The sequence below is a fragment of the Chloroflexota bacterium genome, from assembly GCA_016235055.1.
In the GTDB taxonomy this organism is placed as follows: Bacteria; Chloroflexota; Anaerolineae; order JACRMK01; family JACRMK01; genus JACRMK01.
In genome coordinates this window covers 38,695-62,902 of sequence record JACRMK010000032.1, presented here as the reverse complement: position 1 = coordinate 62,902, position 24,208 = coordinate 38,695, and the positions used below count along the sequence as shown (strand labels likewise).

Genomic DNA, 24,208 nt, shown 5'->3' with positions numbered 1-24,208 from the left:
ATCCGTTCTCGGGTTCAACGTGGAAATGGACAGGTGCGGTCGGACACCCTTAGGAGCCAGCTTCATTATACCTCTGGTCAGAGCCAACTTCAGACGATAGTGAGGACGAGCTCGCGGCATTGTTGGCGCACGGTGTGCCCGGCGCGATACTGACGGATGTCAGCGTCACCGAGTAGCGTGGCGGTAAGACAAGGACGAACACCCTGCGGGGCTGGATGAGCCGTGGGGGTGTTTCGTTTCTGCCGTTCGGCGGCGCTTATCGTGTAAAATACGCCCAGAAGATATTGCACCGATAGGAGCGCCTGATGCCCGCGAACTTCCACCCACCCACGCTGTCCCTGTCCGACGCGCAATCAATGGCCGCACGACTTTACGGCGTGACCGGAACCGCCAAGCCGTTGCCGAGCGAGCGCGACCAGAACTTCCACGTGCAGGCCGACGACGGCGTCGAGTACGTGCTCAAGGTCGCCAACTCGGCCGAGGAGCGCGCCACGTTGGAGATGCAGAACGGCGCGGTGCGGCACCTGGCCGCGCGCGGTATTGACCTGTGGCGCGTCATCCCGTCGCTGGCGGGCAATGATGTCGAATGCGTGACCGCCCCTGACGGCTCCGCGCACTTGGCGCGCCTGCTGACGTACCTGCCAGGGCGGGTTCTGGCGCAGGTGCGGCCGCACACGCCCGAATTGCTGGCGGGAGTCGGCGACCTGCTCGGTCGCATCGATCGCGGGCTGGCCGACTATGCCCACCCGGCCGCGAAGCGTGACCTGAAATGGGACCTGGCGCGGGCGCTGTGGATCAAGTCCGAGGTCGGCCAGATCGCCGACGAACGACGGCGCGGCACGGTCGAGCGTTTCGTCGCGTTGTATGAGACGCAGATCGTGCCCGCGTGGCCGTCGCTGCGGCACAGTATCATCTACAACGACGCGAACGACCACAACGTCATCATCACCGGGTGCGGCGTCGACAAGCGCGTGACCGGCATGGTGGATTTCGGCGACATGGTACATTCTGCGGTCGTCGGCGACTTGGCGATCGCATGCGCGTACGCAATCATGGACAAGCCCGATCCGGTTAGCGCGGCCGCGCAGATTGTGGCAGGCTACCACCGCGCATACCCGTTGACCGAAGCCGAATTGGCGGCGCTGTTCCCGATGATCGCCATGCGCCTGTGTGTCAGTGTCGTCAATTCGGCGATCCAGCAGAAGCTGCACCCCGCCAACAAATACCTGACGATCAGCGAGCAGCCGGCCTGGGGTGCGCTGGAGCGGTTGGCGGCGGTCAGCCCGCAGTTCGCACACTTCGCCTTCCGGCACGCCTGCGGCCTGCCCGCCAGCCCGACCAGCCCGGCCGTCGTGGTCTGGCTGCGTGCCAATGCGGCACAGGTCGGGCGTCTGGTCAACGCCGATCTGAAAGGCGACGATACGCTCGTGTTCGATCTCGGCATCGACAGCCGTGAACTGGGCAATCAGACCGACCTGGCCGACACGGATGCCTTCACGCGCCAGTTGTTCGAGCGGATGCGGCTGGCTGGTGCGAATGTGGGCATTGGGCGCTTCGACGAGCCGCGCCCGATTTACACGACCGACATGTTCCGCATCGAGGGCAACGAGGGGCCAGAGTGGCGCACGGTACACTTGGGACTCGACCTGTTCATGCCACCGGGCGCGGCGGTCTTTGCGCCGCTCGACGGCACGGTACACAGCTTCGCGAATAACACCGCGCCGCTCGACTACGGGCCGACGATTGTTCTCCAGCATACGGTCGATGACGGCCGCCTGACTTTCTACACGCTTTATGGACATCTGAGCGCCGACTCGCTCGAAGGGCTACAGGTCGGAATGCCGGTGGAGCAGGGGAGCGAAATCGCGCGAATCGGCAACTTCCCGGTCAACGGCGGCTGGCCGCCGCACCTCCATTTCCAGATCGTGACGGATATGCTCGGGCGCGACGGCGAGTTCCCCGGCGTCGCGCGGCCAGGCCAGCGCGCGCTCTGGGCCAGCATCAGCCCGGACCCGAACCTGATGGCCGGCATTCCGGCCGAGCGGCTCGGCGCGCACGGTCTGGCCAAAGAGAAGATCCTTGCCACCCGCGCAAAGTATATCGGGCCGTCGCTGTCGATATCGTACCGGAAACCGCTCAAGATCGTGCGCGGCTCGATGCAGTACCTGTACGACGAGAATGGCCGCAAGTACCTCGACGCCGTCAATAATGTGCCGCACGTCGGCCACAGTCACCCGCGCGTGGTGCGCGCCGGGCAGGCGCAGATGGCGGTTCTGAATACGAACACGCGCTACCTGCACGACGATCTGGTGCAGTACGCCGAGCGCCTGGTGGCGACGCTGCCGGAACCGCTCAGCGTCTGCTACTTCGTCTGCTCGGGCAGCGAGGCGAACGAGTTGGCGCTGCGGCTGGCGCGCACGCACACGAGTCAGCGCGACATGATCGTAGTCGACGTGGCGTACCATGGCAACACGGGCGGCCTGATCGAGATCAGCCCGTACAAGTTCGACGGGCCGGGTGGAGCCGGCGCGCCGCCGCACACGCACGTCGTGCCGATGCCCGATGACTACCGCGGCGCCTACAAACGCGGCGACGCACAGGCCGGCATCAAGTATGCACAGGCCGTTGGCGACGCGATTGCGGCCACCCGCCAGGCTGGGCGCGGCGTGGCCGGCTTCATCTGCGAGTCGCTGCTGAGCTGCGGCGGGCAGATTGTTCTGCCGCCGGGCTACTTGACGGAAGCCTACCGGCTAACGCGCGCGGCGGGCGGCGTTTGCATCGCCGACGAGGTGCAGGTCGGCTTCGGGCGCGTCGGCACGCACTTCTGGGGTTTCGAGACGCAGGGTGTCGTGCCGGACATCGTGACGATGGGCAAGCCGATTGGCAACGGGCACCCGCTGGCGGCCGTGGTCACGACGCCGGAGATCGCCGCGTCGTTCAACAATGGCATGGAGTACTTCAACACCTTCGGCGGCAACCCGGTTTCCTGCGCAATCGGTCTGGCGGTGCTCGACGTCATCCGTGACGAGCGCTTGCAGGCGCACGCGCTGGAGGTCGGCAACCACTTGATGGACGGTCTGCGCGGTTTGATCGACCGGCACCCGCTGGTTGGTGACGTGCGCGGGCTGGGGCTGTTCGTCGGCATCGAACTGGTACGCAGCCGCGAGACGTTGGAACCGGCCGACCGCGAGGCGTCGTATGTGGCAAATCGGATGAAGGAGCGCGGCATCCTGCTGAGCACCGACGGGCCGTACCACAACGTCTTGAAGATCAAGCCGCCGCTCGTGTTCACGAAGGACGACGCCGACTTCCTCGTGCGGACGCTGGATGATATTTTGTACGAAGATGAATTGGTCGGACTATGAGGCAGAGTCCACGCTTTGCACGGACATCAGCACAATCACCGGCTCCGGGAGTTGTTGAGGCTTGGAAATTGGGATTTGGGATTTCTCGCCATTCGCGAGTCATTTGTCATGTCGCGGGTAGTACGTTTGACCCTTCAGGCAATTGGCGGGATGCTCCATCATAGGATCGGCGTCACGATGGCGCCGATCCTGTGATGGAGCGATGATATGAAGTACCGCCTACTCTCCCTGCTGGCAACTCTCGTGGTAATCTTCCCCGTGTTGCTGTCGGCGTCCTGTGCGCCGGCGCAGAACTCGCAGGCGCAATTGCACATGGGCCACGAGTCGTCGTTGTCTAAAACAATTGCCACGGCGCCCGCTCGCACGCGCGACGCGTACCGCTTCGCGATGGCCAATCCCGACGCGCTGAAGAACGTGCCGTGCTACTGTGGCTGCGGGCCGCTCGGGCACAAGAACAACTACGACTGCTATATCAAGGGCGCGAACGCCGACGGCAGTTTCGACTTTGACAACCACGCGCTTGGCTGCGAGATCTGCGTCGATATCACGCAGGACGCGATGCGCTACATCAAGGCGGGCAAGCCAGCCGTCGATATACGTACCGCGATTGACCGGACGTACAGCGCACGCGGCCCGTCGAATATGCCGTAGCGCAGAACTCCGACTTACCACAGAGACACAGAGGCACAGAGAAAACCAGTTATTCTTTGTGCCTCTGTGTCTTTGTGGTGGATTTGATCCATCGGCAAACAGTGCATCTGACATTGAAGAGGACATTATGCAACTGACAACTATTTCGATCGACAAGCCCGAAGCGATCAACTTCATTCTCGGCCAGTCGCATTTCATCAAGACCGTGGAGGATCTGCACGAGGCGCTCGTCAACGCCGTACCGGGCATCAGGTTCGGGCTGGCGTTCTGCGAGGCGTCCGGGGCGTGCCTGATCCGCTGGAGCGGCACCGACGATGCGATGATCGACCTGGCGAAGCGCAACGCGCAGGCGCTGGCGGCGGGTCACTCGTTCATCATCTTCCTCGCCGAGGGCTATTTCCCGCTGAACGTGCTCAACGCCGTCAAGTTGGTGCCGGAAGTCTGTCGCGTCTTCTGCGCGACCGCCAACCCGGTCGAGGTGCTGATCGCCGAGACGGCGCAGGGGCGCGGCATCGCCGGCGTCATCGACGGTTTTGCCTCGAAGGGCGTTGAGGATGAGGCCGGCATCGCGTGGCGCAAGGGGTTGCTGCGCAGGTTCGGCTACAAGCAGTGAGGTCGTGTATAATCTGCGCTATGATGACCGACATCCGCATGGATGATGTTGTGCAACTGCGGAAGACGCACCCGTGCGGCGGTACGACCTGGCGGGTCGTCCGCATTGGCGCGGACATCGGCATGAAATGTGAGACGTGCGGCCGGCGTGTGCTGCTGGCGCGCCGCGATTTCGAGAAGCGCGTCAAGAAGTTTATCAGCCGCGGGCCGGAAACACCCGCCGGCCAGCTTGAAGCCCTGCTGGCGCCCCCCGCCGAGCCGGAAGCCTGACGCCCGGCCCGTCGTACCCTATGTCGTCGCCCGCGCGCGGTTTCGGCCCCGTCCTGCGTAATCACAACTTCCTGCGGCTCTGGCTGGCGCAGGTCTTCTCGCAGATCGCGCAGAACGGCTCCAATTTGGTGCAGATCGTCCTGATCGAGACGCTGACGCGCTCGAGCGGCCAGATTGCCATGATGGTGCTGGCCTTCACGCTCCCGGCCGCGATATTGAGCATCCTCGCCGGGGTCGTGGTCGATCGCGTCTCCAACCGCCTGATCCTGATCGCCAGCAACGCGCTGCGTGTCGTGCTCACGCTGGGCTACCTGTTTGCCTTCCACGTGTTGAGTGACTGGCCCGCGCTTACGGTCATCTATGCGGTGACGTTTGCGATCTCGGCCATCGGCCAGTTCTTTGCGCCGGCCGAGTTAGCCGCCATCCCGGCGACAGTTGAGCGCGAGTCGCTGATCAGCGCCAACGCGCTGTTCAACCTGACGATGACCGGCGCGCAGTTGGTTGGTCTCGTGGTGCTCTTTCCGTTGGTGCTCAAGTTCGGCAATAGTTTTGGCCCGACGCGCGGCATCGACCTGGCGTTTTCGCTGGCGGCGGTCATGTACTTGCTGGCGGCGGTACTGGTATTGTTCCTGCCCAAGGATACGCGCCCGTATCACCCGGATCGCGTGGCGACGCCGGGCCAGACCGTGCGCGATATTCGCGAGGGCTGGCGGTTCGTGCGCCGCAACGTCGCGATCTACATTCCCATCTTGCACTTGACGATGGTATCAATGCTGGTCATGGTGCTGGTCACGATCGGCCCCGGCTTCGCGAGCCGCGTGCTCGGACTGGCGCCCGAAGACGCCATCTATATCTTTGCGCCGGCCGGCGCCGGTATGCTGCTGAGCACCTACCTGATCGGCCGCTTCGGGCACGATATGAAGCGCGATCGGGTCTCGATTATTGGGGAAATCGGCCTGAGCGCGGCACTGGCCGGCATGGCACTGGTTGGCTGGTCGTCGGAATCGGCGCACGTGGCCGAACTGCTGCAAGGTCTGAGCTATCTTCCGATCGTGATGGGGCTGGCGCTGGTGCTGGGCATCAGCATCGCGATGATCGCCATTCCGGCGCAGACGAGCTTGCAGGACCGTTCGCCGAGCGCGCTGCGCGGCCGCGTTTTCGCGCTGCTGTATACTGTGACGAGCCTGGTCGTCATTCTGCCGCTGATCTTTCTGAGCGCGCTGGCCGACCAGATCGGCATTCCAAGCGTAACCGTGCTTGTGGCGCTGTGCGGCCTGGGCGTGGCCGTGTTCTGCGCCGTGCGCGGGCGCGACAGCTCGATAAACCACCCAGGCGAGTCGTGAACGTGACGACCAACCTTCCACATATCGTCATCCTGACGGCCGACACGGGCGGCGGGCACCGTAGCGTATCCGAAGCGCTCAATGAGGCTCTGCAAGACGCCGGGCAAACGCATGTCACCGTCGTGGATCTGTTCCGCTACTTCTCGTGGCCGATCACCCAGGTACCCAAGCTGTATTTGCCAACGGTCAACAACGCGCCGGGCTTCTGGACCTTTGGGTACAACCTGCTGTGTGGGCGGCGTCTTGGCCGGCTGGCCAGCCATCACCTCATTCCGACGTTCACCGGTCGCGGCATTAAGCGCCTGTTCGCGGAGCACCGGCCCGACCTGGTAATCTGCACGCATCCCGTATTCCAGTACGCAGCGCTACGGGTGTTGCGGCGCGACTTTCCGGGCGTGCCGTATGCCACGATGGTCACCGATTTTGCCAGCGCGCATCCGCTTTGGTTCACACCCGAAGCCGACATATGCTTGTTGCCGTCGGAGGAACTGCGCGCGGGGGCGCTGGCGGCCGGGACCGCGCCGGACAAGATCCACGTCACGGGGTTGCCGGTGCACCGGGCGTTCTCGATGAATCGTTATGTGACGCGCCGCGAGGTGCGCGCCACGCTCGGCGTCAGCGACATGCCAACGTTGCTGCTGGTCGGCGGCGGCGAGGGCATGGGCGCGCTCGATGCCATGGCCTATGCCGTGGATGAAGCGGTGCCCGGCCTGCAGAAGCTGATCGTCGCCGGGCGCAACAAGGCGCTGGAGGAGCGGCTGCGAGCCTACGCCTGGCGTGGCACGACGCACATCTCTGGCTTTGTGCGCAACATGCCGCAACTGATGCGCGCCTCCGATCTGATCGTGACCAAGGCCGGACCGTCAACGCTGAGCGAGGCGCTCGTCTGCGGACTGCCGATCCTGATTAGCGGTTTCGTGCCCGGGCAGGAGGAAGGCAACGTCAATTACGTCATGGCGCATGCTGCCGGCTACTTCATGAAGAATCCCGCGCAGGAGCTCGGCGGCCTGTTGCAACGGCTGCTGGCTGATGCGGGAACCGAGTTGGCGGCACTGAGCCAACGGGCGTACGCGTTGGGCCGGCCCGAGGCGGCGCGCGAGGCGGCGCGGCTGATCCTGACGCTCTTGCGCTAGGCGCGTGATTTGCTCGGCAGCGCGGTAGACGATAGACTTATCGACCGGGAACCTTTACTCATGTCGAACACGCCAGATGAAAGCAAGCCAATCGGTGTCGTCACCGAGGGTGCATTCAACCAGGGCCTGACCGTACGGCTGAACCCCGGCACCTCGACCGAGGGGCTGCGGATCGGCTCGTTTGTCGTGGCGGAAGGCGAGCGCCACCGCTTCTTCTGCCTGATCGCCGACATGAGCCTGCGCGCCTCGGACATGCGGATCGCCGCGGATCCCCCGCGCGACGCGAGCACGTTTGTGCGCCGCGCGCTGGATGGCACGTCGACCTATGCGACCGTGCAGATCAAGCCGCAGTTGATGCTCGACATGACCCGCGACCTGAGCGAAGCGGGCATCGAGCCGGTGCGCACGATCCCGATGCACTTCGCCGCGCTGCGCGAGGCGAATGAGTTCGACTTCCACACCGTGTTCGGCGAGCCGGACAACACGCACTTCGAGATGGGCACGCCGCTGACGATGGATATCCCGATCTGCCTCGACCTGACCAAGTGGGTGCAGCGCTCCAACGGCATTTTCGGCCAGTCGGGTACCGGCAAGTCGTTCCTGGCGCGCCTGCTGCTGTGCGGCATCGTCAAGTCGCAGATTGCGTCGAACCTGATCTTTGACATGCACGATGAGTACGCCTACGGCAAAGAGTCGGAGGACGGCGTGCGCGTCAAGGGGCTGCGCGAGCTATTCGGAACGGCCATCCACACGTACTCGCTTGACGAGGCCAGCACGCGCAAGCGCGGGCGCAGCGTGGATGGCGTCCTCAAGATCGGGCTGAACCAGATTGAGCCGGAGGATGTGCTGCTGCTGGCCGAGGAGCTTAACCTGCGCGCAACGGCGGAGGCGACCATCGGCCTGCTGCGCGACCGCTTCCGCGACGCATGGCTGTCACACCTGCTGGATATGTCGGTGGAGGAAGCCCAGGAGTTCTGCAAGCAGAACAACGCGCACGAGGGCACGCTCACCGCGCTCCAGCGCAATCTGAAGCGCATCGCGCGGCAGGAGTATATCTCGCCGCTGGCCGAGTTTTCCACGATAGACATGATGCTGGAGCATTTCAAGCGCAAAGAGCACGTCGTGCTGCAATTCGGCAAGTTCAACAGCGTGCTCGACTACATGCTGGTGTCCAACATCATCACACGGCGCGTGCGCGAGCAGTACGTCAAGCTGGCCGAGGAGCACGAGCAGGCAACCGAAGGCGGCGGCGAGGCGCACCCGCTGGTCATTACGATCGAGGAAGCGCACAAGTTCCTTAATCCCGGCGTAGCGCGCCAGACGATCTTTGGCACCATTGCCCGCGAGCTGCGCAAATACCGCGTGACGCTGATGGTCATTGATCAGCGCCCGAGCGGCATCGATGCGGAAGTGATGTCGCAGCTCGGCACGCGCGTGACGGGCAAGCTGACCGACGAGCACGACATCGACGCCGTGTTTACCGGTGCGAGCGGGCGCAGCACCCTGCGCGGCGCGCTGGAAAGCCTCGACACGAAGCAGGAAGTGCTGCTGATCGGGCACGCGGTGCCGATGCCGATTCAAATTCGCACGCGCAAATACGACAGCGACTTCTACAAAGCAATGGGCGATCTGACCCGCGCGGAGCGGCAGGCCCAGGTCCGGAAGGACGTCGACGACCTGTTTGGCGATTGAAATTCAACGAGCCGGAACCTAAAGGAAATCACTAACGCATGAACTTTCTGGTCACAGGCGGCACCGGCTTTATCGGCTCGGCGCTCGCTAATTTCCTCGTCGCGCAGGGCCACCAGGTGCGCGCGATCGACGATCTGAGCGCGGGCGGCGAGCGGCAGGTGCTCGATCCGCGTGTGCTGTTTACGCGCGGCGACGTGCGTGACATCCCGAAGCTGTGGACGCTGCTCAACGGCGTGGATTGCGTGGTGCATCTGGCGGCGCGCGTTTCGGTGCCGGAGTCGGTGCTGTATCCGGTGGAGTACAACGAGGTGAACGTCGGCGGCACGGTGAGCCTGATGGCCGCCGTGCGCGACGCCGGCGTCAAGCGCGTCGTGCTGGCGTCCTCAGGCGCGATCTACGGCGAGCAGCCGCAGCAGCCGGTCTCCGAGGCGATGTCGGTCAACCCGCAAACGCCGTATGCGGTCAGCAAGCTCGCCGCCGAACAGTACGTGCTCGCGATTGGCGCACTGTGGAAGATCGAAACGGTCATTCTGCGCATTTTCAACGCCTATGGGCCCGGGCAGCCGCTGCCGCCGGCGCATGCGCCAGTGATTCCGCGCTTCCTCCGGCAGGTGCAGGGCGGCGGTTCGCTGATCGTTTACGGCGGCGGCGTGCAGTCGCGCGACTTTGTGTACATCGACGACGTAGTGCACGCACTGCGCGCGGCGGCCGAACGACCGCAACTGAACCGGGTGGTCGTCAACGTGGGGAGCGGGCAGGAAACATCGGTGGCGCAACTCGTCTCGACCATTGAGTCGGTGCTGGGCCGTGATGCGCACCGCATCGAGCGGCCGGGTGAGAGCGGCGGGGTGTCTCGGTTAGTGGCCGATATTTCGCGCGCGCGTGACGTGCTGGGGTGGTCACCGCAGACCGATCTGCGGGCCGGCCTGCGACTGATGACTTCGCAGGACCCGCGGTTCAGTGTGAAACTGCCGGCGTAGCTCCGCGAGCCGCAATACGCTTCGGTCAATTCGGAACACCGGTACCGATAACGCCGCCCCTGTCGGCCCGTCAGGTCGAAGGGGGTTCTGTTTCGGTGTCGGCGTCGCCGGGGTCGGGCGGGGTGGCCAGGATGGCCCGCGCGCGCGCTGCAAATGCACCGGGCACGCGGACGTGCACCTGTCCGAGACCGTCCAGCGTTAGCCCGTAAACGAGTCCTAGCGACTCGTACGAAAGCATCGCCGGTACCCCCTCAGATTCAAGCCGCCCGCGCACCACTTCGGCTTCGAGGTGGCCCTGCGCGACGTACACGCTCACCAACTCATGCGTCGGTTCCGGCATCTGTCTCCTCGCTGAACGGCACAGGCTCCTCGCCAGGCATTTCGTCGTCAACCGGCTCGACCGGAGCGGCCTGCTCGACCGGCGCGGGCGGGCGCGGCGGCGGCGGGGGCGACGGGTCCACCTTGCGCGCAAAGACCAGAAAGCCGGTGTGGCCGATCATGCGGTCTTCGGGCCGCAGCCGTTCGGGCACAAGCTTGTATGAGCGCATCAGGATTTCCTCGACCTCGATGTGCATCCAGCCGCCTGCCTGCAAGCCGGTGAGCAAATTGGAGACCTGGTTCGTGGTCGGCACAATGGAGCCGAAGAATCCGCCGCCCTTGAGCGCGGCGCGCGCCTGACCCAGGAAGTCCTGCGGCTCGCGCACGTCGAGGAACACGGCATCGACGCCAGTTTCGTCGAAGCCCTCGACGATATTGCGCAGTTTCATCGTCACGTTGCCGGCCACGCCGGCGTTTTCGAGGTTCTTGCGCGCCAGGTTCTGCATCTCGACGCGTTCTTCGTAGGTGTAAAGGCGCCCCTCGGGCGCAATGGAGGTGGCCAGTGCCAGCGACAGCGCGCCACTGCCGGTGCCGGCCTCCACGATGCGCGCCCCGTTCACGGCGTTGATCTTCAGCAAGATGTACCCAATCTCCTTGGGGTATACGATCGCCGTGTTGCGCTTGACGCGCATGATCAGGTCAAATAGTGACGGCTGCAGCACGATGTACGGGTGCCCGTTGTGGGTGAACACGGTGCCGCCATAGGGCGTGCCGACAATCTGGTCGTGCTTGATGAAGCCGTGGTGGGTATGAAACGACTGGCCGGGCATCAGGCGCACAAAAAAGCGCCGGTCGTCGGCGCCGATTAGCTGTACGTACGCGCCCGGCGCGGCTGCGGTAGTGTAGTCCATAGGGCGGATTATACGGGCGCGGCCGCAAAGCCGCAAGGCGCTTGAGTAGCGCATTGATTGCGGCTATAATTGTTCCGTATTGCCCCCGTAGCTCAAAGGATAGAGCAACGGACTTTTAACGGAGCGCCCGCGCCGAAATGCGCACGGCGAAATCTCGCTATATGCTGGGACGCCCTAAGAGCCGTCGCCGCCACAACGAAGCGCGGGAGCGCATGCGTGACGGCGAAAAAGCGCGGCGGATAACGTCATGGGTAACCAGCAGGGAACCTTACAAATCTGTATATGCGCCAAATGACCTGATGCCCTTGACCTGCCTGTTTCTCGACGGCACGACGCGCAAATGGTTCCTCGCATAGCAGATAAATGGACTCCTCAGAGACTATACGCGAGACGCCTGAACGGGTCAATGCCCGAAGGCGAAGAGATAGTCCAGCCACCAAGGGCGCATGATGCTCGTTAGGGAAACCTAATGGTGGATGCTAATCCGCAGGTTGCGCGTTCGAGTCGCGCCGGGGGCGTGTGTTGTCGAGTATGGCCGTGACCGCCGTTCCGCGTGGCGCGGCGCACCGCTTGAAAGAGACGTGATGACCGAACGCATCTATTACTCCGACCCGACCGTGCGTACATTCGATGCACAACTTTTGTCGCTGGAGGCGCGCGGCGCGCAGTTCGCCGCCGTGCTGGACCGCACCGCATTCTACGCCGAGGGCGGCGGGCAACTGTACGATACGGGCACGCTGAGCGACGGACAGGCAACGGCTCAAGTGTTAAGCGTGCAGGACGCCAACGGGGACAATGTCCATTTGCTCGACCGGGCGCTCGCGCCGGGACCGGTGCGCGGACACGTGCTCTGGGAGCGCCGGCACGACCTGACGCAGCAGCATACGGGGCAGCACATCCTCTCGCAGGCGTTCTACCAGGCGTGTCATGCCGAGACCGTTTCGGTGCACATGACCGAGGCCAACTGCACGCTGGATCTGGCGCGCGTGCTGACGCCCGAGCAGCACGCGCAGGCCGAGGAACTGGCAAACCAGATCGCACAGGAAGACCGGCCGGTCATGGCCCGCTTCGTCGACGACGAGGAGTTGGCGCGTCTACCACTGCGCAGGCCGCCGGCCGCCAAGCATCAGAAAATACGCGTGGTCGAGATCAAGGATTTCGACTGGTCGGCGTGCGGGGGTACGCACGTCCCGACGACCGGCGCCGTCGGCATGATTAAGGTGCTGCGCGCCGAGCGGCGCGGGAACGAGCAGCGCATTGAGTTCACCTGCGGCATGCGCGCGCTGCGCGACTATGGCTGGAAGAGCCAGGCCCTGCAGGCCATGGCTTCCCAGTTCACTGTGAAGGATTCGGAACTGGCAGGCAAAGTGCAGGGTATCGCCGACGAGAACAAGGATCTACGCCGCCAGTTGAACTTCGCGAAGGGCCAGTTGACCGTGTTCGAGGCCGAACGGCTCTGGGCGGCGGCGGCGGAGCACAACGGCACGCGCGTCGTCGCGCAGGTCTTTTCCGACCGCGCGACCGAGGATGCGCGGTTGTTGGCGATGCGGCTCAAAGCGAAGCCGGGCACGGTCGTGCTGTTTGCCGTGGCGGGCGAGAAGCCGGGACTGATCTTTGCGCGCGCAGCGAACGCGCCGGGCGATATGGGCCGCCTGCTGCGCGAGGTGAGCGCGGCGTTTGGCGGACGCGGCGGCGGGCAGCCAGAAATGGCCCAGGGCGGCGTGGCGCCCGGCAGCGACCTTGCGCGCGCCGTGCAAATGGCCGTCGAGAACTTGCGGTAACGGGGAACGGGAATGCGCAAACTGTTGACCAATCCGGCGCTGTGGAGCCTGACGCTTGGTCATTTCGCCTGCGATCTGTACTCGGGCGCAATGCCGATCGTGTTCTTCTTCCTGCGCACGGGCCTGTCGCTATCGCTTGAGCAGGTTGGCCTGGTGTCGGCGTTGTATTCGATCTGCTCATCGGTGTCGCAGCCGATCTTCGGCTATATCGCGGACCGCCACGGGGGCCGCTGGCTGGCCGCCGGCGGCGTGTTCTGGATGGCGCTGTTCCAAGGCGTAATCGGTTACCTGGGCGACTTTACGACCCTGTTGCTGGTCGCACCGCTGGCCGGATTTGGGGCGGCGGCGTTTCATCCACCGAGCGCGTCAAGCGCCAATCGTGCCAGCGGCGACCGCAAGACGGCGGGCGTGGCGATCTTTATGCTGGGTGGCAACGTCGGTTTTGCGGTGGGGCCGCTCGTCGCCAAGGCGATCCTCGACGGGTTCGATGTCGGGTCGCTGATTTCGGTGTCGGGTTGGGGGCTGCATGGCACGGCCGTGATGGCGATCATCGGCCTGGTGCTGTCCGTCGTGCTGGCCTATGTGCTGGGACGCTACCCGGTCGCGCGCCCGACCATGGCGCAGGTCAATCGCAAGATCGCGTTGAACCCGGCCTTCTCACGCATTGCGGTGTTCGCCCTGCTGACGGCCATGACGCTGCGGGCGTGGTCGCAATCGTCGGTGTCGTTGTATGTACCGCCGTTCTTCACCCAGCCCGAATACGGCCTGACCGTGGCTGAGGTGAGCAATCTGTCGTTTGTGATTTTTGCGTGCCTGGCGATCGGCTCGCTGACCGGCGGCTTTCTCAGCGACCGTATCGGCGGCCGAACCGTGATGGTGCTGTCGTTGCTGCTGACGGCCCCAACCATGTATGCGTTCTTTGGGGTGCACACCGTCAACATCTACCTGTCAGCGGCCCTGCTGGGCTTTGCGACGGGCGCGTCATGGCCGCCGATGCTGGTCATGGGCCAGGAACTGTTCCCGCGCAACGCCGGCATCGCCTCGGGATTGACGCTCGGCTTCGTGTTTGCGACGGGCGGGCTTGGCAACGCCGTGACCGGCTATGTGGCGGAACGGTTCGGGCTGACGCCGAGCATGTTGCTGCTGTCGGTGCTGCCGCTGGTCTCGGCCATCTGCACGTTGTTCCTGCCCCGGCAGGAGGCGATTGTGCGCGGATCGCAATCAATGCACGCGGCGGTCGAGCCGCACGCGACCGCCGTAGCGGAAGCCGGCGGGCGCTAGCCCGCCCGCGCATAAGGAGCATCTATGGAAAGAATCTCCGCTCACTGCTATGTGTTCCGGGACAGTCGCAAGACGAACCTCGGTATGATCGTGACCCCGCGCGGACCGGTGCTGGTCGATAGCCCGCTGCTACCGGACGATGCGCGCGCCTTGCGCGACGCCGTCCAGCACATGAGCACACAGCGGCCCATCTACATCATCAACACGGATCACCACCTGGGTCATGCGCTCGGCAACTGGGCATTTCCGGAGGCGCAGGTCATCGCGCACCGGCACGCGGCGCATGTGATGCTGGAAAAGTATGACGCGACGTTCCGTACACGCCTGATCGAGTCGTTCCGCAGCACGCAGCCGGCGGTGGCTCTGGAATTGGAGAGCCTGCCGATGCCGCGCCCGACCATCGGGGCCGTGGACGAGATGTCGCTGCACCTCGACGACTTCACCGTTCGCATTATCCATGTTGGCGGCCACACGTCCGGAACGCAGCTGGTGCATGTGCCGGAGGAGGGCGTGCTGTTTGCCGGCGACGTGGTCATCGAGGGCGCGTACCCCAATCTCGGCGATGCCAACAGCCAGCAGTGGCTGGCTGCGCTCGAGCGCATCGCGACGCTCAAGCCGGCGGTGATTGTGCCGGGACACGGCAACCTGGCGACGACGGAGACGCTGGCGCAACTCGATACGTATATCCGCGCACTCGTCGACACGGTGGGCGCGTACTACGCAGCCGGCATGAGTCGCAAAGATGTCGTCTCGAAGGTCAAGTCACTTGACGGTTTCCCGATTGATGTGGATGATCGGGCGCGATCCGAACAGCGCCTAAAGGCGAGCCTGCAGCGGGTGTACGACGAGTTCAAGGAGCGCGACAAACAACTCGAAAAGGCGTGACGACCAGGGTCTGGTCGAGGGAGCAAGGAGGGCAACCTGACCCTCCTTGCCCCTCTACCAAAAGGAGGAGAAAACGGGAAGAGGGCTCCCTAATAAAACAAAAACCCAGAGAAAGTCGCTCTGGGTAACGGCTTTCCCCTAGATACGCCTACGAGGTTAGCTGTCGGGTTTGGGTCAGGAGAAGAACCCTACACGAAACATCCGTGATTCACCCCGGTAATGGATCCCCCGTTCCTCCGAAGAGGATTCGGCGCTATTCAATTGAATGTAAGTATATGTTAAACAGTTGCGGAAGTCAAGCCCAAAGTCCAAATTTTAGGAAAAGAGTTCTTTAGAGCTGTCGCACCTATGTTGAAGCCACCGTGGCGCTTGATTCTCTGGCTTGGAGCGCTCATTTTGCTTGGTGCCTGCGGGGCGGACACCCAGCCAGGCGGCGGGGTGCTGTTCGTCACGTCGGCGCCGCCCGGCGCCAACGTGCTGGTGAACGGCGAACCGCGCGGGCATACGCCGCTGACGGTGCGCGATCTGGAGCCTGGCGAGCACGAAATCGTTTTGCACAGCGAAGGTTATGAGGACACGCAGATTATCGTCACCGTGAGGGCGCGCCAGACCGTAAATGCCACTGCCACGCTGCGCGTCGCGCGCCGTCCGTCCGGCCATCGGCTGGCCTTTTTCTCGAACCGTGATGGCGCGTACGATCTCTGGACGGTCAATGAAACCGGGCGCGACCCGCTGCGCTGGTCGTCCCACCGCTGGGTCCGATCGCCGCTGATGGTCGCAGCGGCCCCGGGCGGCGGCGTGATTGCGGTCAACGTCGAGGAAGCTGGCGGCCTGAAGACGTGGCTGATAAGCGGGCCGCGGCCCGATCTACCGCCAAATGCCGAGCCGGAACTGCGTGCGCTGGGCGGCGACGTGTTCCGCATCCTGCAATGGTCCAGCGATGGGCGCTCGCTGCTCATGAAGAACATGGTCAGCCAGACGATCTGGATCTCCGCGCCGACAGGTACGGTGACGCAACTGCGCATCCCGGAGGCGCCGCGCGGTGTGCTCACGGCGGCCTTTGTGCCGGACGGCAACAGTATCGCGTATGCCGACTACGAGAATACCTACCTGCTATCACTCGATGGCTTGAAGCGCCAACCTGTCGCGCCGAATGGGCGCGAAGGCAACACCTACTTGCGCTTTTCACGCGACGGCCGGCAACTGGTCTTCGCCAGCATGCAGAAGCCAAACGCCTACAACGCCGGCGAGCTCTTTCTGGCTGAACCGAATGGCGGTGACCCGCAGAAGCTGACGCTGGCCGGGTCACAGGATTTCGATCCCATTTGGACAGCAGATGGCCGCCGGATCATTTACGTGCATCGCGAGAATGTTCAGCAGTCGGCCGCCGATCTGGACCCGTCACTGCTGGTCAGTAACCTGTGGGTGATCGATCTGCAGGCGCGCACGCAGCGCCCGTTGACGGCGTTTGCAGGCAAGCGCGTGCGCCAACCGTCGATTTCGACCGATGACCAGCGCGTCACGTTCGTCTGCAACTGCAGCGGGCGCGATGATATCTGGGTCGCCGATTTCTTCGGCGGCGACCCATATGCGCTGACACAGGATGACGCCATCGACAGTTTCCCGATGTGGCTCTGGTGAGCCGGAAAGGCCGATAGGGTGAGCAACGAGTTTTACGACGTCTGGCATTCGGCGCTGACGCCGCTGAGCTTTCTGGACCGAAGTCTGCGCACGTTCCCGGACAAAACGGCGGTCGTGCATGGCTCGTTGCGTTACACCTACCGGCAGTTTGCCGAGCGGGTCTACCGGCTGGCCGGCGCCCTGCGCGCCGCCGGTGTGCAGCCGGGCGATCGGGTGGCGTTCCTGTGCCCGAACACCCCGCCAATGCTGGAAGCGCACTTCGGCGTGCCGCTGACCGGGGCGATCCTGGTCGCGATCAATACGCGCCTTAGCCGCGACGAGATCGGGTACATCCTCAACCATGCGGAAGTCAAGTTGCTGTTCGTCGACTCGGAACTGGCACCGATCACCGCGCCGCTCGCCGGGCAGACACCGTCGCTGCGCCAGGTGATTACGATCGTCGACGACCAGTCGGGCGCACCCGGACCGAAACCAATGGGCGTCACGTACGAAGAGTTCATCGCGGGGGGGAGCCGCGAGCCCATCGCGCATGCAGCCCGCGAAGACGACACGATCTCGGTGAACTACACCAGCGGCACGACCGGCCGCCCGAAGGGCGTCATGTACTCGCACCGTGGCGCCGCCCTCAACGCGCTCGGCGAGTGCCTGGAGCACGGCCTGACAAGCGAGAGCGTCTACCTGTGGACGCTGCCGATGTTTCACTGCAACGGCTGGTGCTTCACCTGGGCGCTGGTGGCGGTGGGCGGCACGCACGTCTGCCTGCGCCGCGTGGATCCGCCGGTGATTGTGCGGCTGATCGAGCAGGAGCGCGTGTCGCACTTTTGCGGTGCGCCCGCCGTCCTGATCATGCTGACCAATCACCCGTCGGTCAAGGAACTCAAGCTGACCCGGCCGCTACAGATCGTCACGGCCGCCGCGCCGCCGTCGCCGACGATCCTGCTGACGGTCGAGGCGCTGGGGGCCAAGATCACCCATGTGTACGGCCTGACCGAAACATACGGCCCGCACAGCGTCTGCGAGTGGCACGCCGAATGGAATGCGCTTCCGTCCGACCAGCGCGCGCGCATGAAGGCGCGCCAGGGCGTGCCGTACCTGCATATCAGCGAGCTGCGCGTCGTCGACGACGCGATGAACGACGTGCCGGCCGACGGGCAGACGCAGGGCGAGGTCGTCATGCGCGGCAACAACGTCATGCAGGGCTACTATCGCGACCCGGCCGCGTCTGCGAAGGCGTTTGCGGGCGGCTGGTTTCACAGCGGCGATGTAGGCGTGGTGCACGCCGACGGCTACATCGAACTGCGCGACCGCAAGAAGGACATTATCATCAGCGGCGGTGAGAACATCTCCACCATCGAAGTCGAGCAGGCGATCTACCAGCATCCGGCGGTGCTGGAGGTGGCGGTGGTCGCGGTGCCCGACGACCGCTGGGGCGAGGTGCCGAAGGCGTTTGTGACGCTCAAGCCGGACGCGACGGCGACGGCGGACGAGATCATCGCGCACTGCCGGGCGCATCTGGCGCACTTCAAGTGCCCCAAGTCAGTCGAGTTTATCGATCTGCCGAAAACCAGCACGGGTAAGATCCAGAAATACGTGCTGCGGGACAAGGAATGGGCCGGGCGCGATAAGCGGATCAACTAGGGGGGCCGATGCAGAGCAAGTTGACCACACTGAGCAGGGCGATGAGTCTGGTGACCGACGGCGCAACGGTGGCTCTGGGCGGCAACACGCTGCACCGCGCGCCGGTCGCGGCGGTGCACGAACTGGTGCGGCGGGGTCGGCGCGGACTGAATGTCGTCAAGACGGCCGGCGCGTATGACGTGGACTTACTTTGTGGCGCGGGTGTGGCAAGCGCGGTCACGGCCGGTTTCATTGGCTACGAGAACCTGTTTGGCATGGCGTCGCTATACCGCCGCGCCGTTGAACAGGGAACCGTGCACGCCTACGAGCACGCCTGCTACAGCGTCATCGCCGGGCTGCGCGCGGCCAGCCAGGGTGTGCCGTTCATGCCGATCAATGCGTTCTCGCAATCCGATCTGCCGCAGGCGCAGGGATTTCGCAAAGTAAGCGATCCGTACAGCGAGGATGAAGTGTATGTCGTACCGGCGATCCGGCCCGACGTGGCGATTGTCCACGTGCAGGAGGCGGACGCAACGGGCAATGCGCGCATCTATGGCTCCGTGTTTGAAGATGCGCTGATGGTGACGGCCGCGAAGCAGGTGGTGTTGACCGCGGAGCGGATCGTGGATGGCCGGTCATTTGAAGCGCAGCCGGAATTGACCACGATCGCCGGGTTTATGGTGTCGAGCGTGGTGCATGCGCCGCGCGGGGCGCACCCATGCTCGTGCCACGGCCTGTACGATGCCGACCTCGACTTTCTGGCCGACTTCCAGGCTCACACGCAGACGCCCGAGCTGGTTGCTGACTGGATCCGCCGGCATGTGCTGGCCTCAGCCAGCATACCGGAGTCTGTTGCATGACCGCCGACTTGACGCCTGACGTCATGATGCCGATTGTCATGGCGCGCTTGCTACGCGATGGCGAAACGGTCTTCCACGGCGTGGCGTCGCCACTGCCGATGGTGGCGATCCTGATCGCCAAGCGGCTGCACGCGCCGAACCTGGTTTATCTCAATATCACCGGCAGCATCAACCCGCAGCCGGAGTCTCTGCCGCGCTCGACGGTGGACCCCGCGCTGTTTGCGCACACGCGCAGCCGCGTCACGCTGACCGACCTGTTTGATCTGTCGGCGCGCGGCAAGCTCGACACGGCGTTCCTGTCCGGCGTGCAGATCGACCGTCACGGCAATATCAATATGAGCCTGATTCCGGGCCCTAGCGGAGACGTGCACCGGCCGAAGGTGCGCTTGCCGGGCGGCGCCGGATCGGCGGCGATCATGCCGAGCGCCGGGCGCACGATTCTATGGCGCACCAAGCACGATGTGCGTACGTTCGTCGAGGCGGTGTCGTTTCGCACGAGCGGTGGGCGCGTCGACCGTGTCGTGACGCCGCTGTGCGTCTTCTGCATGCAGGACGGCGAATTGCAGGTCGAGTCGATCCACCCGTACGTGACGGCGGAGCAAGTGCGCGCGCAGACGGGATGGCCCATCGCAGCGGACGAGCGCACGCCGCGTACGCCGCCGCCGACGCCGGCGGAGATCGATGCCCTGCACGCGGTCGATCCTGATAACGTGCGCGCAATCGAGTTCTGAAATGCAAAGCCCGCTCGAATTACGAGCGAGGGCTTTGCATTGATCGCTTTGCGTCTTCACCAGCCCGCTTTGACGCGCGCCAGCAGTTTGCGCTTCTGATCGCGCGGCAGGAAGGCCGCCTCGGCCGCCGCGCTATTCATCTGCCGCAGATCGTCCAGCGTGAGCCCGATCGAGGTGATCGCGGCCGCATAGTCCATCGACAGGCAGGTGCCCTGAATGTTCGGGTCGTCGGTGTTGACTGTGACGGCCAGTCCGGCGTCGCGCAGCGGCTTCAGCGGATGCGTGCGCAGATCGGCCACCGCGCCGGTCTGGATGTTGCTGAGCGGGCAGACCTCCAGCGTAATGCCCTCGTCCGTCAAACGGCGCATGGTGCGCAGGTCGTCGGTCGCATGCACGCCGTGGCCGATGCGCGTCGGCCGGTAGGTCGTCAGGCACCGGTCGATAATCGCGGCCTCGCGCGCTTCGCCGGCGTGGATGGTGATGCCAAGCCCGCGCCGGCGTGCGGCGTCGAACAGGTCGGCCACGGGCGGCACGGGGAAGTTCAGTTCATCGCCGGCCAGGTCCACGGCGGCGATGACGCCGTCCGGCTGATCGATCACCGCCCGCATGATCTGCTCACACAGTTCGCGCGGCGCCTCGCGGTTCAGCATCGGTATCAGGGCGACCGAGATGTCGAATCGCTTCTCGGCGTCCAGCCGCGCGCTGTGCAGCCAGCCCAGCACGTCGGGCATGGCGAAGCCTTTGTGGCGTGTCAGATGCCGCAGGCTGAGGCGCAGTTCCAGGTGCACCACCCCGTCGCGCGCGGCGTCTTCCACGACCTCGTGCATGATGCGTCCGTAAACGTCCGGCGTGGCGTACATAGTGTGCAGCCAGGCAAATTTGGCGAGGAAGTTGGTGAAGTTTGGCGGCTCATCCGGCAGGACTTGCACCAGCCGGCGCAACAAGGCCGGGTCGCGCGTCGGCAGTGGCAGGTCCTGCGGCAATACCAGTTCGAGAAACGTCTCGAACCGGATCGAGCCTTCAAAGTGGCGGTGCAGGTCGACTTTTGGCAATCGCACCATTTTTTCGCGAAGGTCGCTTGACGTCTCGGTCATGGTGTTGGGTTATCCGCCGCGCGCGTTCCCGTCTCCTGCGCGGCGTCGCAATGCTTGGTCTGCCGTCTAGCGTTGCGCGGCGGCCGGCGCGCCGCCCAGGTCTTTGCGCATGTGGCAGTTCTTGTACTTCTTGCCGCTGCCGCACCAGCACGGATCGTTGCGGCCAAGCTTGGCGCCTTTGGCGCCGCCGGCCGCGCTGGCCCGCCGTCCGCGCGCTTCGCTCTCGGCGGCACGGTTGGTGGCGACCTCGCGTGCAACGCGGGCCGGTTGCGTCTGCTGCAAGTTGATCTGCATGCCGAAGATCGTGTGCGCGACCTGTTCGCGCATCTGGTCGAGCAGGCGGCCGAAGCTTTCCGAGGCCTCGCGCTTATACGCGACGAGCGGGTCCTGCTGGCCGTAGGCGCGCAGCCCGATGCCTTCGCGGATATCGTCCAGCACCGTCAGGTGGCGGATCCACAGGCGATCCATGACCTGCAAGATGGCGATGCGATCGCGCGACAGGACCATGCCGTCCGTGAACAGCGCCTGCAGCGCGCTCTCCCGTTCCGCCGTCAGTCCGGTGAGCCGTTCCGCGGACGCCGTGGCGTACGCGTCGCCGAGCCTGGCCTGTGCGACCTGCACCACGGCGCGCTGCAACATGGGCGAGATGGCGCTGAGCGTTTCGATTGTCAGCCCGTTGCGCTGTGCATGGTCAAACAACTGGCGGCCCATGCGCCCGGCCTGCTCGTCGTAGAACTGCTCGGCCAGTTCCATCAACTGGTCGGCGATTTCTTCGCCGTCCAGTTTCACCCACTGTTTGGTGTCGAAGCCGGCCGGCAGCGGCACGGTGCGCTGCACGTCGGCTGCCAGCGCGTTCAGGTCCCAGTCTTCGTGGTCGCCGCCGGTGTGGGCATCCACGGCTGTGTCGATCGCTTCGCCGAGCATTTCCATAACGTCGTCGCGCAGGGAGTCCTTGCTCAGCACGCGGCGGCGTTGCTCGTAGATCGTCTCGCGCTGTTGGTTGACGACGTCGTCATACTGCAGGACGTGCTTGCGCATGTCGAAGTTGTAGCCTTCGACTTTGACCTGCGACTGCTCAATCGTGCGGGAGATCAGATTGTGTTCGATCGGCACATCTTCTTCAAGACCGGCCCACTCCATGAACTTCTTGACCTGCTCGCCGCCGAAGCGGCGCATCAGGTCGTCTTCGAGCGAAACGTAGAAGCGCGACGAGCCGGGGTCGCCCTGGCGGCCGGCGCGACCGCGCAACTGGTTGTCGATGCGGCGCGCCTCGTGCCGCTCGGTGCCGATGATATGCAGGCCGCCCAGCTCGATGATGCGCTTCTTATCGGCCTCTGTCTGCGCGCGTGCTTTGGCCAGCGCCTCGTCCCACTGTTCCGGGCTGGCGGTTGTGACGTCCAACGCCAGCTTGGCGAGGTTGTCGCGCGCCAGCCCGTCGGGATTGCCGCCCAGCAGAATGTCGACGCCGCGGCCGGCCATGTTGGTGGCGAGCGTGACGGCGCCCGGTCGTCCGGCCTGCGCGACGATCACCGCCTCCTTTTCGTGCAGCTTGGCGTTCAGGACATTGTGCGTCACGCCGCGACGCTTGAGCATGTCGGCCAGCATCTCGGACCGCTCGACCGACGTGGTGCCGACCAGTACCGGTCGGCCCTGGCCGTGCATCTCCTGAATCTCATTCACTACAGCGCGGTACTTGGCCTGCTCGGTTTTGTACACCTGGTCCGCATGATCCGTGCGTACCATCGGCCGGTGGGTCGGAATCAGGACGACGTCGAGGTCGTAGATCTTCTGGAACTCTTCTTCCTCGGTCTTGGCCGTGCCGGTCATGCCGGCCAGTTTCTCGTACATGCGGAAGTAGTTCTGGAAGGTGATGGTGGCCAGCGTCAGCGATTCGCGCTGGATCTGCACGCCTTCCTTGGCCTCGATCGCCTGGTGCAGTCCCTCGGAAAAGCGGCGGCCCGGCATCAGGCGGCCGGTAAACTCGTCGACAATGATGACCTGTCCCTCTTTGACGATATACTCGCGGTCTTTGAGGAACAGCACCCGAGCCTTGAGCGCCTGGTCAAGGTACGGCGTCATTTCCAGGCTTTCGGGCGCATACAGGTTGTCGATGCCGAGCTTGCGCTCGACGGTGTCGATGCCGCCCTCGGTCAGCGTTACGTTGCGGTGCTTCTCGTCGACGGTAAAATCTTCCTCTTCGCGCAGTGTGGCCGCGATGGCCGCGAACTTGCGGTAGAGGTCGGTCGCCTCGTCGGCCTGACCGCTGATGATGAGCGGCGTGCGCGCTTCGTCGATCAGGATGTTGTCCACCTCATCGACGATGGCGAAGTTCACATCGCGCTGTACGCGCTCGTCCGAGTCCCACACCATGTTATCGCGCAGGTAGTCGAAACCGAATTCGTTATTGGTGCCGTAGGTGATATCGGCGTAATACGCCTCGCGGCGATGGGCGCACGGGCGCAGATGGTGAAACCGTGCGTCATGGTGTGAATAGGCCGGGTCGAATAGATACGCGCTCTCATGCTGGATAACGCCGACCGACAGCCCGAGGGCATAGTAGATAGGTCCCATCCACTGCACGCCGACTTTAGACAGGTAATCGTTGGGGGTGACCAGGTGGACGCCTTTACCGGTCAGCGCGTTCAGGTAGAGCGGCAGGGTGGCCACGAGCGTTTTGCCTTCGCCGGTCTTCATTTCGGCGATTTTGCCCTGGTGCAGCACCATGCCGCCGATGAGTTGTACGTCAAAAGGCCGCATGCCGACCGTACGCCGCGATGCCTCGCGCACGGCCGCAAACGCTTCGGGCAGGATGTCGTCCAGCGACTCGCCGCGCGCGAGGCGCGCCTTGAAATCGCCGGTCAAGGCGCGCATCTGTGCGTCCGTCAGGTCCTTTAATTTCGCTTCCAGCCCGTTGATTTTCTCGACGTTGGGCCAGAGTTTCGACAATACACGCTCGTTGGAATCGCCGACGACTTTCGATAGGAGGCTCTTCAGCATGCTCGGTTAGTACCTTTGTGGCATGCCCCGGCGGGTCCGGGGCCGA

19 protein-coding genes are annotated in these 24,208 nt (G+C 64.3%); 15 read left to right on the top strand and 4 right to left on the bottom strand.

Annotation, left to right across the window (positions count from 1 at the left end; all coding sequences use genetic code 11):
- The first annotated feature begins 305 nt into the window (after nt 1–305).
- The 8 genes from HZB53_08250 (at nt 306) to HZB53_08215 (ending at nt 10,046) form a co-directional block, all read left to right on the top strand.
- Nucleotides 306–3,365 (top strand): aminotransferase class III-fold pyridoxal phosphate-dependent enzyme, encoded by a 3,060-nt coding sequence (locus HZB53_08250; protein MBI5877625.1) that lies wholly within the window; start codon nt 306–308, stop codon nt 3,363–3,365.
- Nucleotides 3,366–3,572: 207 nt separating this feature from the next.
- On the top strand, nt 3,573–4,016 hold the full coding sequence (locus HZB53_08245; protein ID MBI5877624.1) for a hypothetical protein: 444 nt from the start codon (nt 3,573–3,575) through the stop codon (nt 4,014–4,016).
- Nucleotides 4,017–4,143: 127 nt separating this feature from the next.
- On the top strand, nt 4,144–4,629 hold the full coding sequence (locus tag HZB53_08240) for an adenosine-specific kinase (GenBank protein ID MBI5877623.1): 486 nt from the start codon (nt 4,144–4,146) through the stop codon (nt 4,627–4,629).
- A gap of 20 nt (nt 4,630–4,649) precedes the next feature.
- The gene (locus HZB53_08235; protein MBI5877622.1) at nt 4,650–4,898 is read left to right on the top strand and encodes a DUF951 domain-containing protein; all 249 of its coding nucleotides are present in this window, start codon (nt 4,650–4,652) and stop codon (nt 4,896–4,898) included.
- 20 nt (nt 4,899–4,918) lie between these two features.
- Nucleotides 4,919–6,241 carry an MFS transporter gene (locus tag HZB53_08230; protein ID MBI5877621.1) on the top strand — a complete coding sequence of 441 codons (1,323 nt, stop codon included), beginning with the start codon at nt 4,919–4,921 and terminating at the stop codon, nt 6,239–6,241.
- 2 nt (nt 6,242–6,243) lie between these two features.
- Nucleotides 6,244–7,374 carry a glycosyltransferase gene (locus HZB53_08225; GenBank protein MBI5877620.1) on the top strand — a complete coding sequence of 377 codons (1,131 nt, stop codon included), beginning with the start codon at nt 6,244–6,246 and terminating at the stop codon, nt 7,372–7,374.
- A 60-nt stretch (nt 7,375–7,434) separates the two neighbouring features.
- Nucleotides 7,435–9,066: a DUF87 domain-containing protein gene (locus tag HZB53_08220; GenBank protein ID MBI5877619.1), complete on the top strand. Its 1,632-nt coding sequence runs from the start codon at nt 7,435–7,437 to the stop codon at nt 9,064–9,066.
- Between the two features lie 38 nt (nt 9,067–9,104).
- A complete protein-coding gene (locus tag HZB53_08215) occupies nt 9,105–10,046 on the top strand; it encodes an NAD-dependent epimerase/dehydratase family protein (protein MBI5877618.1) in 942 nt (313 codons plus the stop codon).
- A 70-nt stretch (nt 10,047–10,116) separates the two neighbouring features.
- Here HZB53_08215 and HZB53_08210 read toward each other — a convergent pair whose 3' ends face one another.
- Complete coding sequence (locus tag HZB53_08210) at nt 10,117–10,386, bottom strand: DUF2007 domain-containing protein (GenBank protein MBI5877617.1); 270 nt, start codon at nt 10,384–10,386, stop codon at nt 10,117–10,119.
- On the bottom strand, nt 10,367–11,275 hold the full coding sequence (locus tag HZB53_08205; protein MBI5877616.1) for a tRNA (adenine-N1)-methyltransferase: 909 nt from the start codon (nt 11,273–11,275) through the stop codon (nt 10,367–10,369). The genes HZB53_08210 and HZB53_08205 overlap by 20 nt, the downstream gene beginning before the upstream one ends.
- Nucleotides 11,276–11,859: 584 nt before the next feature.
- On the opposite strand from HZB53_08205, the gene HZB53_08200 reads away from it, so the two are divergent.
- From HZB53_08200 to HZB53_08170, 7 genes are all read left to right on the top strand, one after another.
- Nucleotides 11,860–13,056 (top strand): hypothetical protein, encoded by a 1,197-nt coding sequence (locus HZB53_08200; GenBank protein MBI5877615.1) that lies wholly within the window; start codon nt 11,860–11,862, stop codon nt 13,054–13,056.
- Nucleotides 13,057–13,068: 12 nt separating this feature from the next.
- Nucleotides 13,069–14,337 (top strand): MFS transporter, encoded by a 1,269-nt coding sequence (locus HZB53_08195; GenBank protein ID MBI5877614.1) that lies wholly within the window; start codon nt 13,069–13,071, stop codon nt 14,335–14,337.
- A 24-nt stretch (nt 14,338–14,361) separates the two neighbouring features.
- Nucleotides 14,362–15,222: an MBL fold metallo-hydrolase gene (locus HZB53_08190; protein ID MBI5877613.1), complete on the top strand. Its 861-nt coding sequence runs from the start codon at nt 14,362–14,364 to the stop codon at nt 15,220–15,222.
- 396 nt (nt 15,223–15,618) lie between these two features.
- Nucleotides 15,619–16,863, top strand: coding sequence for a PEGA domain-containing protein (locus HZB53_08185; protein ID MBI5877612.1), 1,245 nt, complete (start codon nt 15,619–15,621; stop codon nt 16,861–16,863).
- 18 nt (nt 16,864–16,881) lie between these two features.
- Nucleotides 16,882–18,501, top strand: coding sequence for a long-chain-fatty-acid--CoA ligase (locus tag HZB53_08180; GenBank protein ID MBI5877611.1), 1,620 nt, complete (start codon nt 16,882–16,884; stop codon nt 18,499–18,501).
- 8 nt (nt 18,502–18,509) lie between these two features.
- A complete protein-coding gene (locus HZB53_08175; protein ID MBI5877610.1) occupies nt 18,510–19,340 on the top strand; it encodes a CoA transferase subunit A in 831 nt (276 codons plus the stop codon).
- Nucleotides 19,337–20,071, top strand: a complete 735-nt coding sequence (locus HZB53_08170; GenBank protein MBI5877609.1) for a CoA-transferase — start codon at nt 19,337–19,339, stop codon at nt 20,069–20,071. Before HZB53_08175 ends, HZB53_08170 begins: the two co-directional genes overlap by 4 nt.
- 56 nt (nt 20,072–20,127) lie before the next feature.
- On the opposite strand, the gene add is transcribed toward HZB53_08170, so the two are convergent.
- Nucleotides 20,128–21,165: an adenosine deaminase gene (gene add / locus HZB53_08165; protein ID MBI5877608.1), complete on the bottom strand. Its 1,038-nt coding sequence runs from the start codon at nt 21,163–21,165 to the stop codon at nt 20,128–20,130.
- 66 nt (nt 21,166–21,231) lie between these two features.
- Nucleotides 21,232–24,162, bottom strand: coding sequence for a preprotein translocase subunit SecA (gene secA / locus HZB53_08160; GenBank protein MBI5877607.1), 2,931 nt, complete (start codon nt 24,160–24,162; stop codon nt 21,232–21,234).
- Between the last annotated feature and the right edge of the window lie 46 nt (nt 24,163–24,208).

Excerpts from the sequence above, each read along its gene's own strand:
- HZB53_08250 (MBI5877625.1), top strand. The coding sequence starts at position 306 with ATGCCCGCGAACTTCCACCCACCCACGCTGTCCCTGTCCGACGCGCAA.
- HZB53_08245 (MBI5877624.1), top strand. The coding sequence starts at position 3,573 with ATGAAGTACCGCCTACTCTCCCTGCTGGCAACTCTCGTGGTAATCTTC.
- HZB53_08240 (MBI5877623.1), top strand. The coding sequence starts at position 4,144 with ATGCAACTGACAACTATTTCGATCGACAAGCCCGAAGCGATCAACTTC.
- HZB53_08235 (MBI5877622.1), top strand. The coding sequence starts at position 4,650 with ATGATGACCGACATCCGCATGGATGATGTTGTGCAACTGCGGAAGACG.
- HZB53_08230 (MBI5877621.1), top strand. The coding sequence starts at position 4,919 with ATGTCGTCGCCCGCGCGCGGTTTCGGCCCCGTCCTGCGTAATCACAAC.
- HZB53_08220 (MBI5877619.1), top strand. The coding sequence starts at position 7,435 with ATGTCGAACACGCCAGATGAAAGCAAGCCAATCGGTGTCGTCACCGAG.
- HZB53_08215 (MBI5877618.1), top strand. The coding sequence starts at position 9,105 with ATGAACTTTCTGGTCACAGGCGGCACCGGCTTTATCGGCTCGGCGCTC.
- HZB53_08210 (MBI5877617.1), bottom strand. The coding sequence starts at position 10,386 with ATGCCGGAACCGACGCATGAGTTGGTGAGCGTGTACGTCGCGCAGGGC.
- HZB53_08205 (MBI5877616.1), bottom strand. The coding sequence starts at position 11,275 with ATGGACTACACTACCGCAGCCGCGCCGGGCGCGTACGTACAGCTAATC.
- HZB53_08200 (MBI5877615.1), top strand. The coding sequence starts at position 11,860 with ATGACCGAACGCATCTATTACTCCGACCCGACCGTGCGTACATTCGAT.
- HZB53_08195 (MBI5877614.1), top strand. The coding sequence starts at position 13,069 with ATGCGCAAACTGTTGACCAATCCGGCGCTGTGGAGCCTGACGCTTGGT.
- HZB53_08190 (MBI5877613.1), top strand. The coding sequence starts at position 14,362 with ATGGAAAGAATCTCCGCTCACTGCTATGTGTTCCGGGACAGTCGCAAG.
- HZB53_08175 (MBI5877610.1), top strand. The coding sequence starts at position 18,510 with ATGCAGAGCAAGTTGACCACACTGAGCAGGGCGATGAGTCTGGTGACC.
- HZB53_08170 (MBI5877609.1), top strand. The coding sequence starts at position 19,337 with ATGACCGCCGACTTGACGCCTGACGTCATGATGCCGATTGTCATGGCG.
- add (MBI5877608.1), bottom strand. The coding sequence starts at position 21,165 with ATGACCGAGACGTCAAGCGACCTTCGCGAAAAAATGGTGCGATTGCCA.
- secA (MBI5877607.1), bottom strand. The coding sequence starts at position 24,162 with ATGCTGAAGAGCCTCCTATCGAAAGTCGTCGGCGATTCCAACGAGCGT.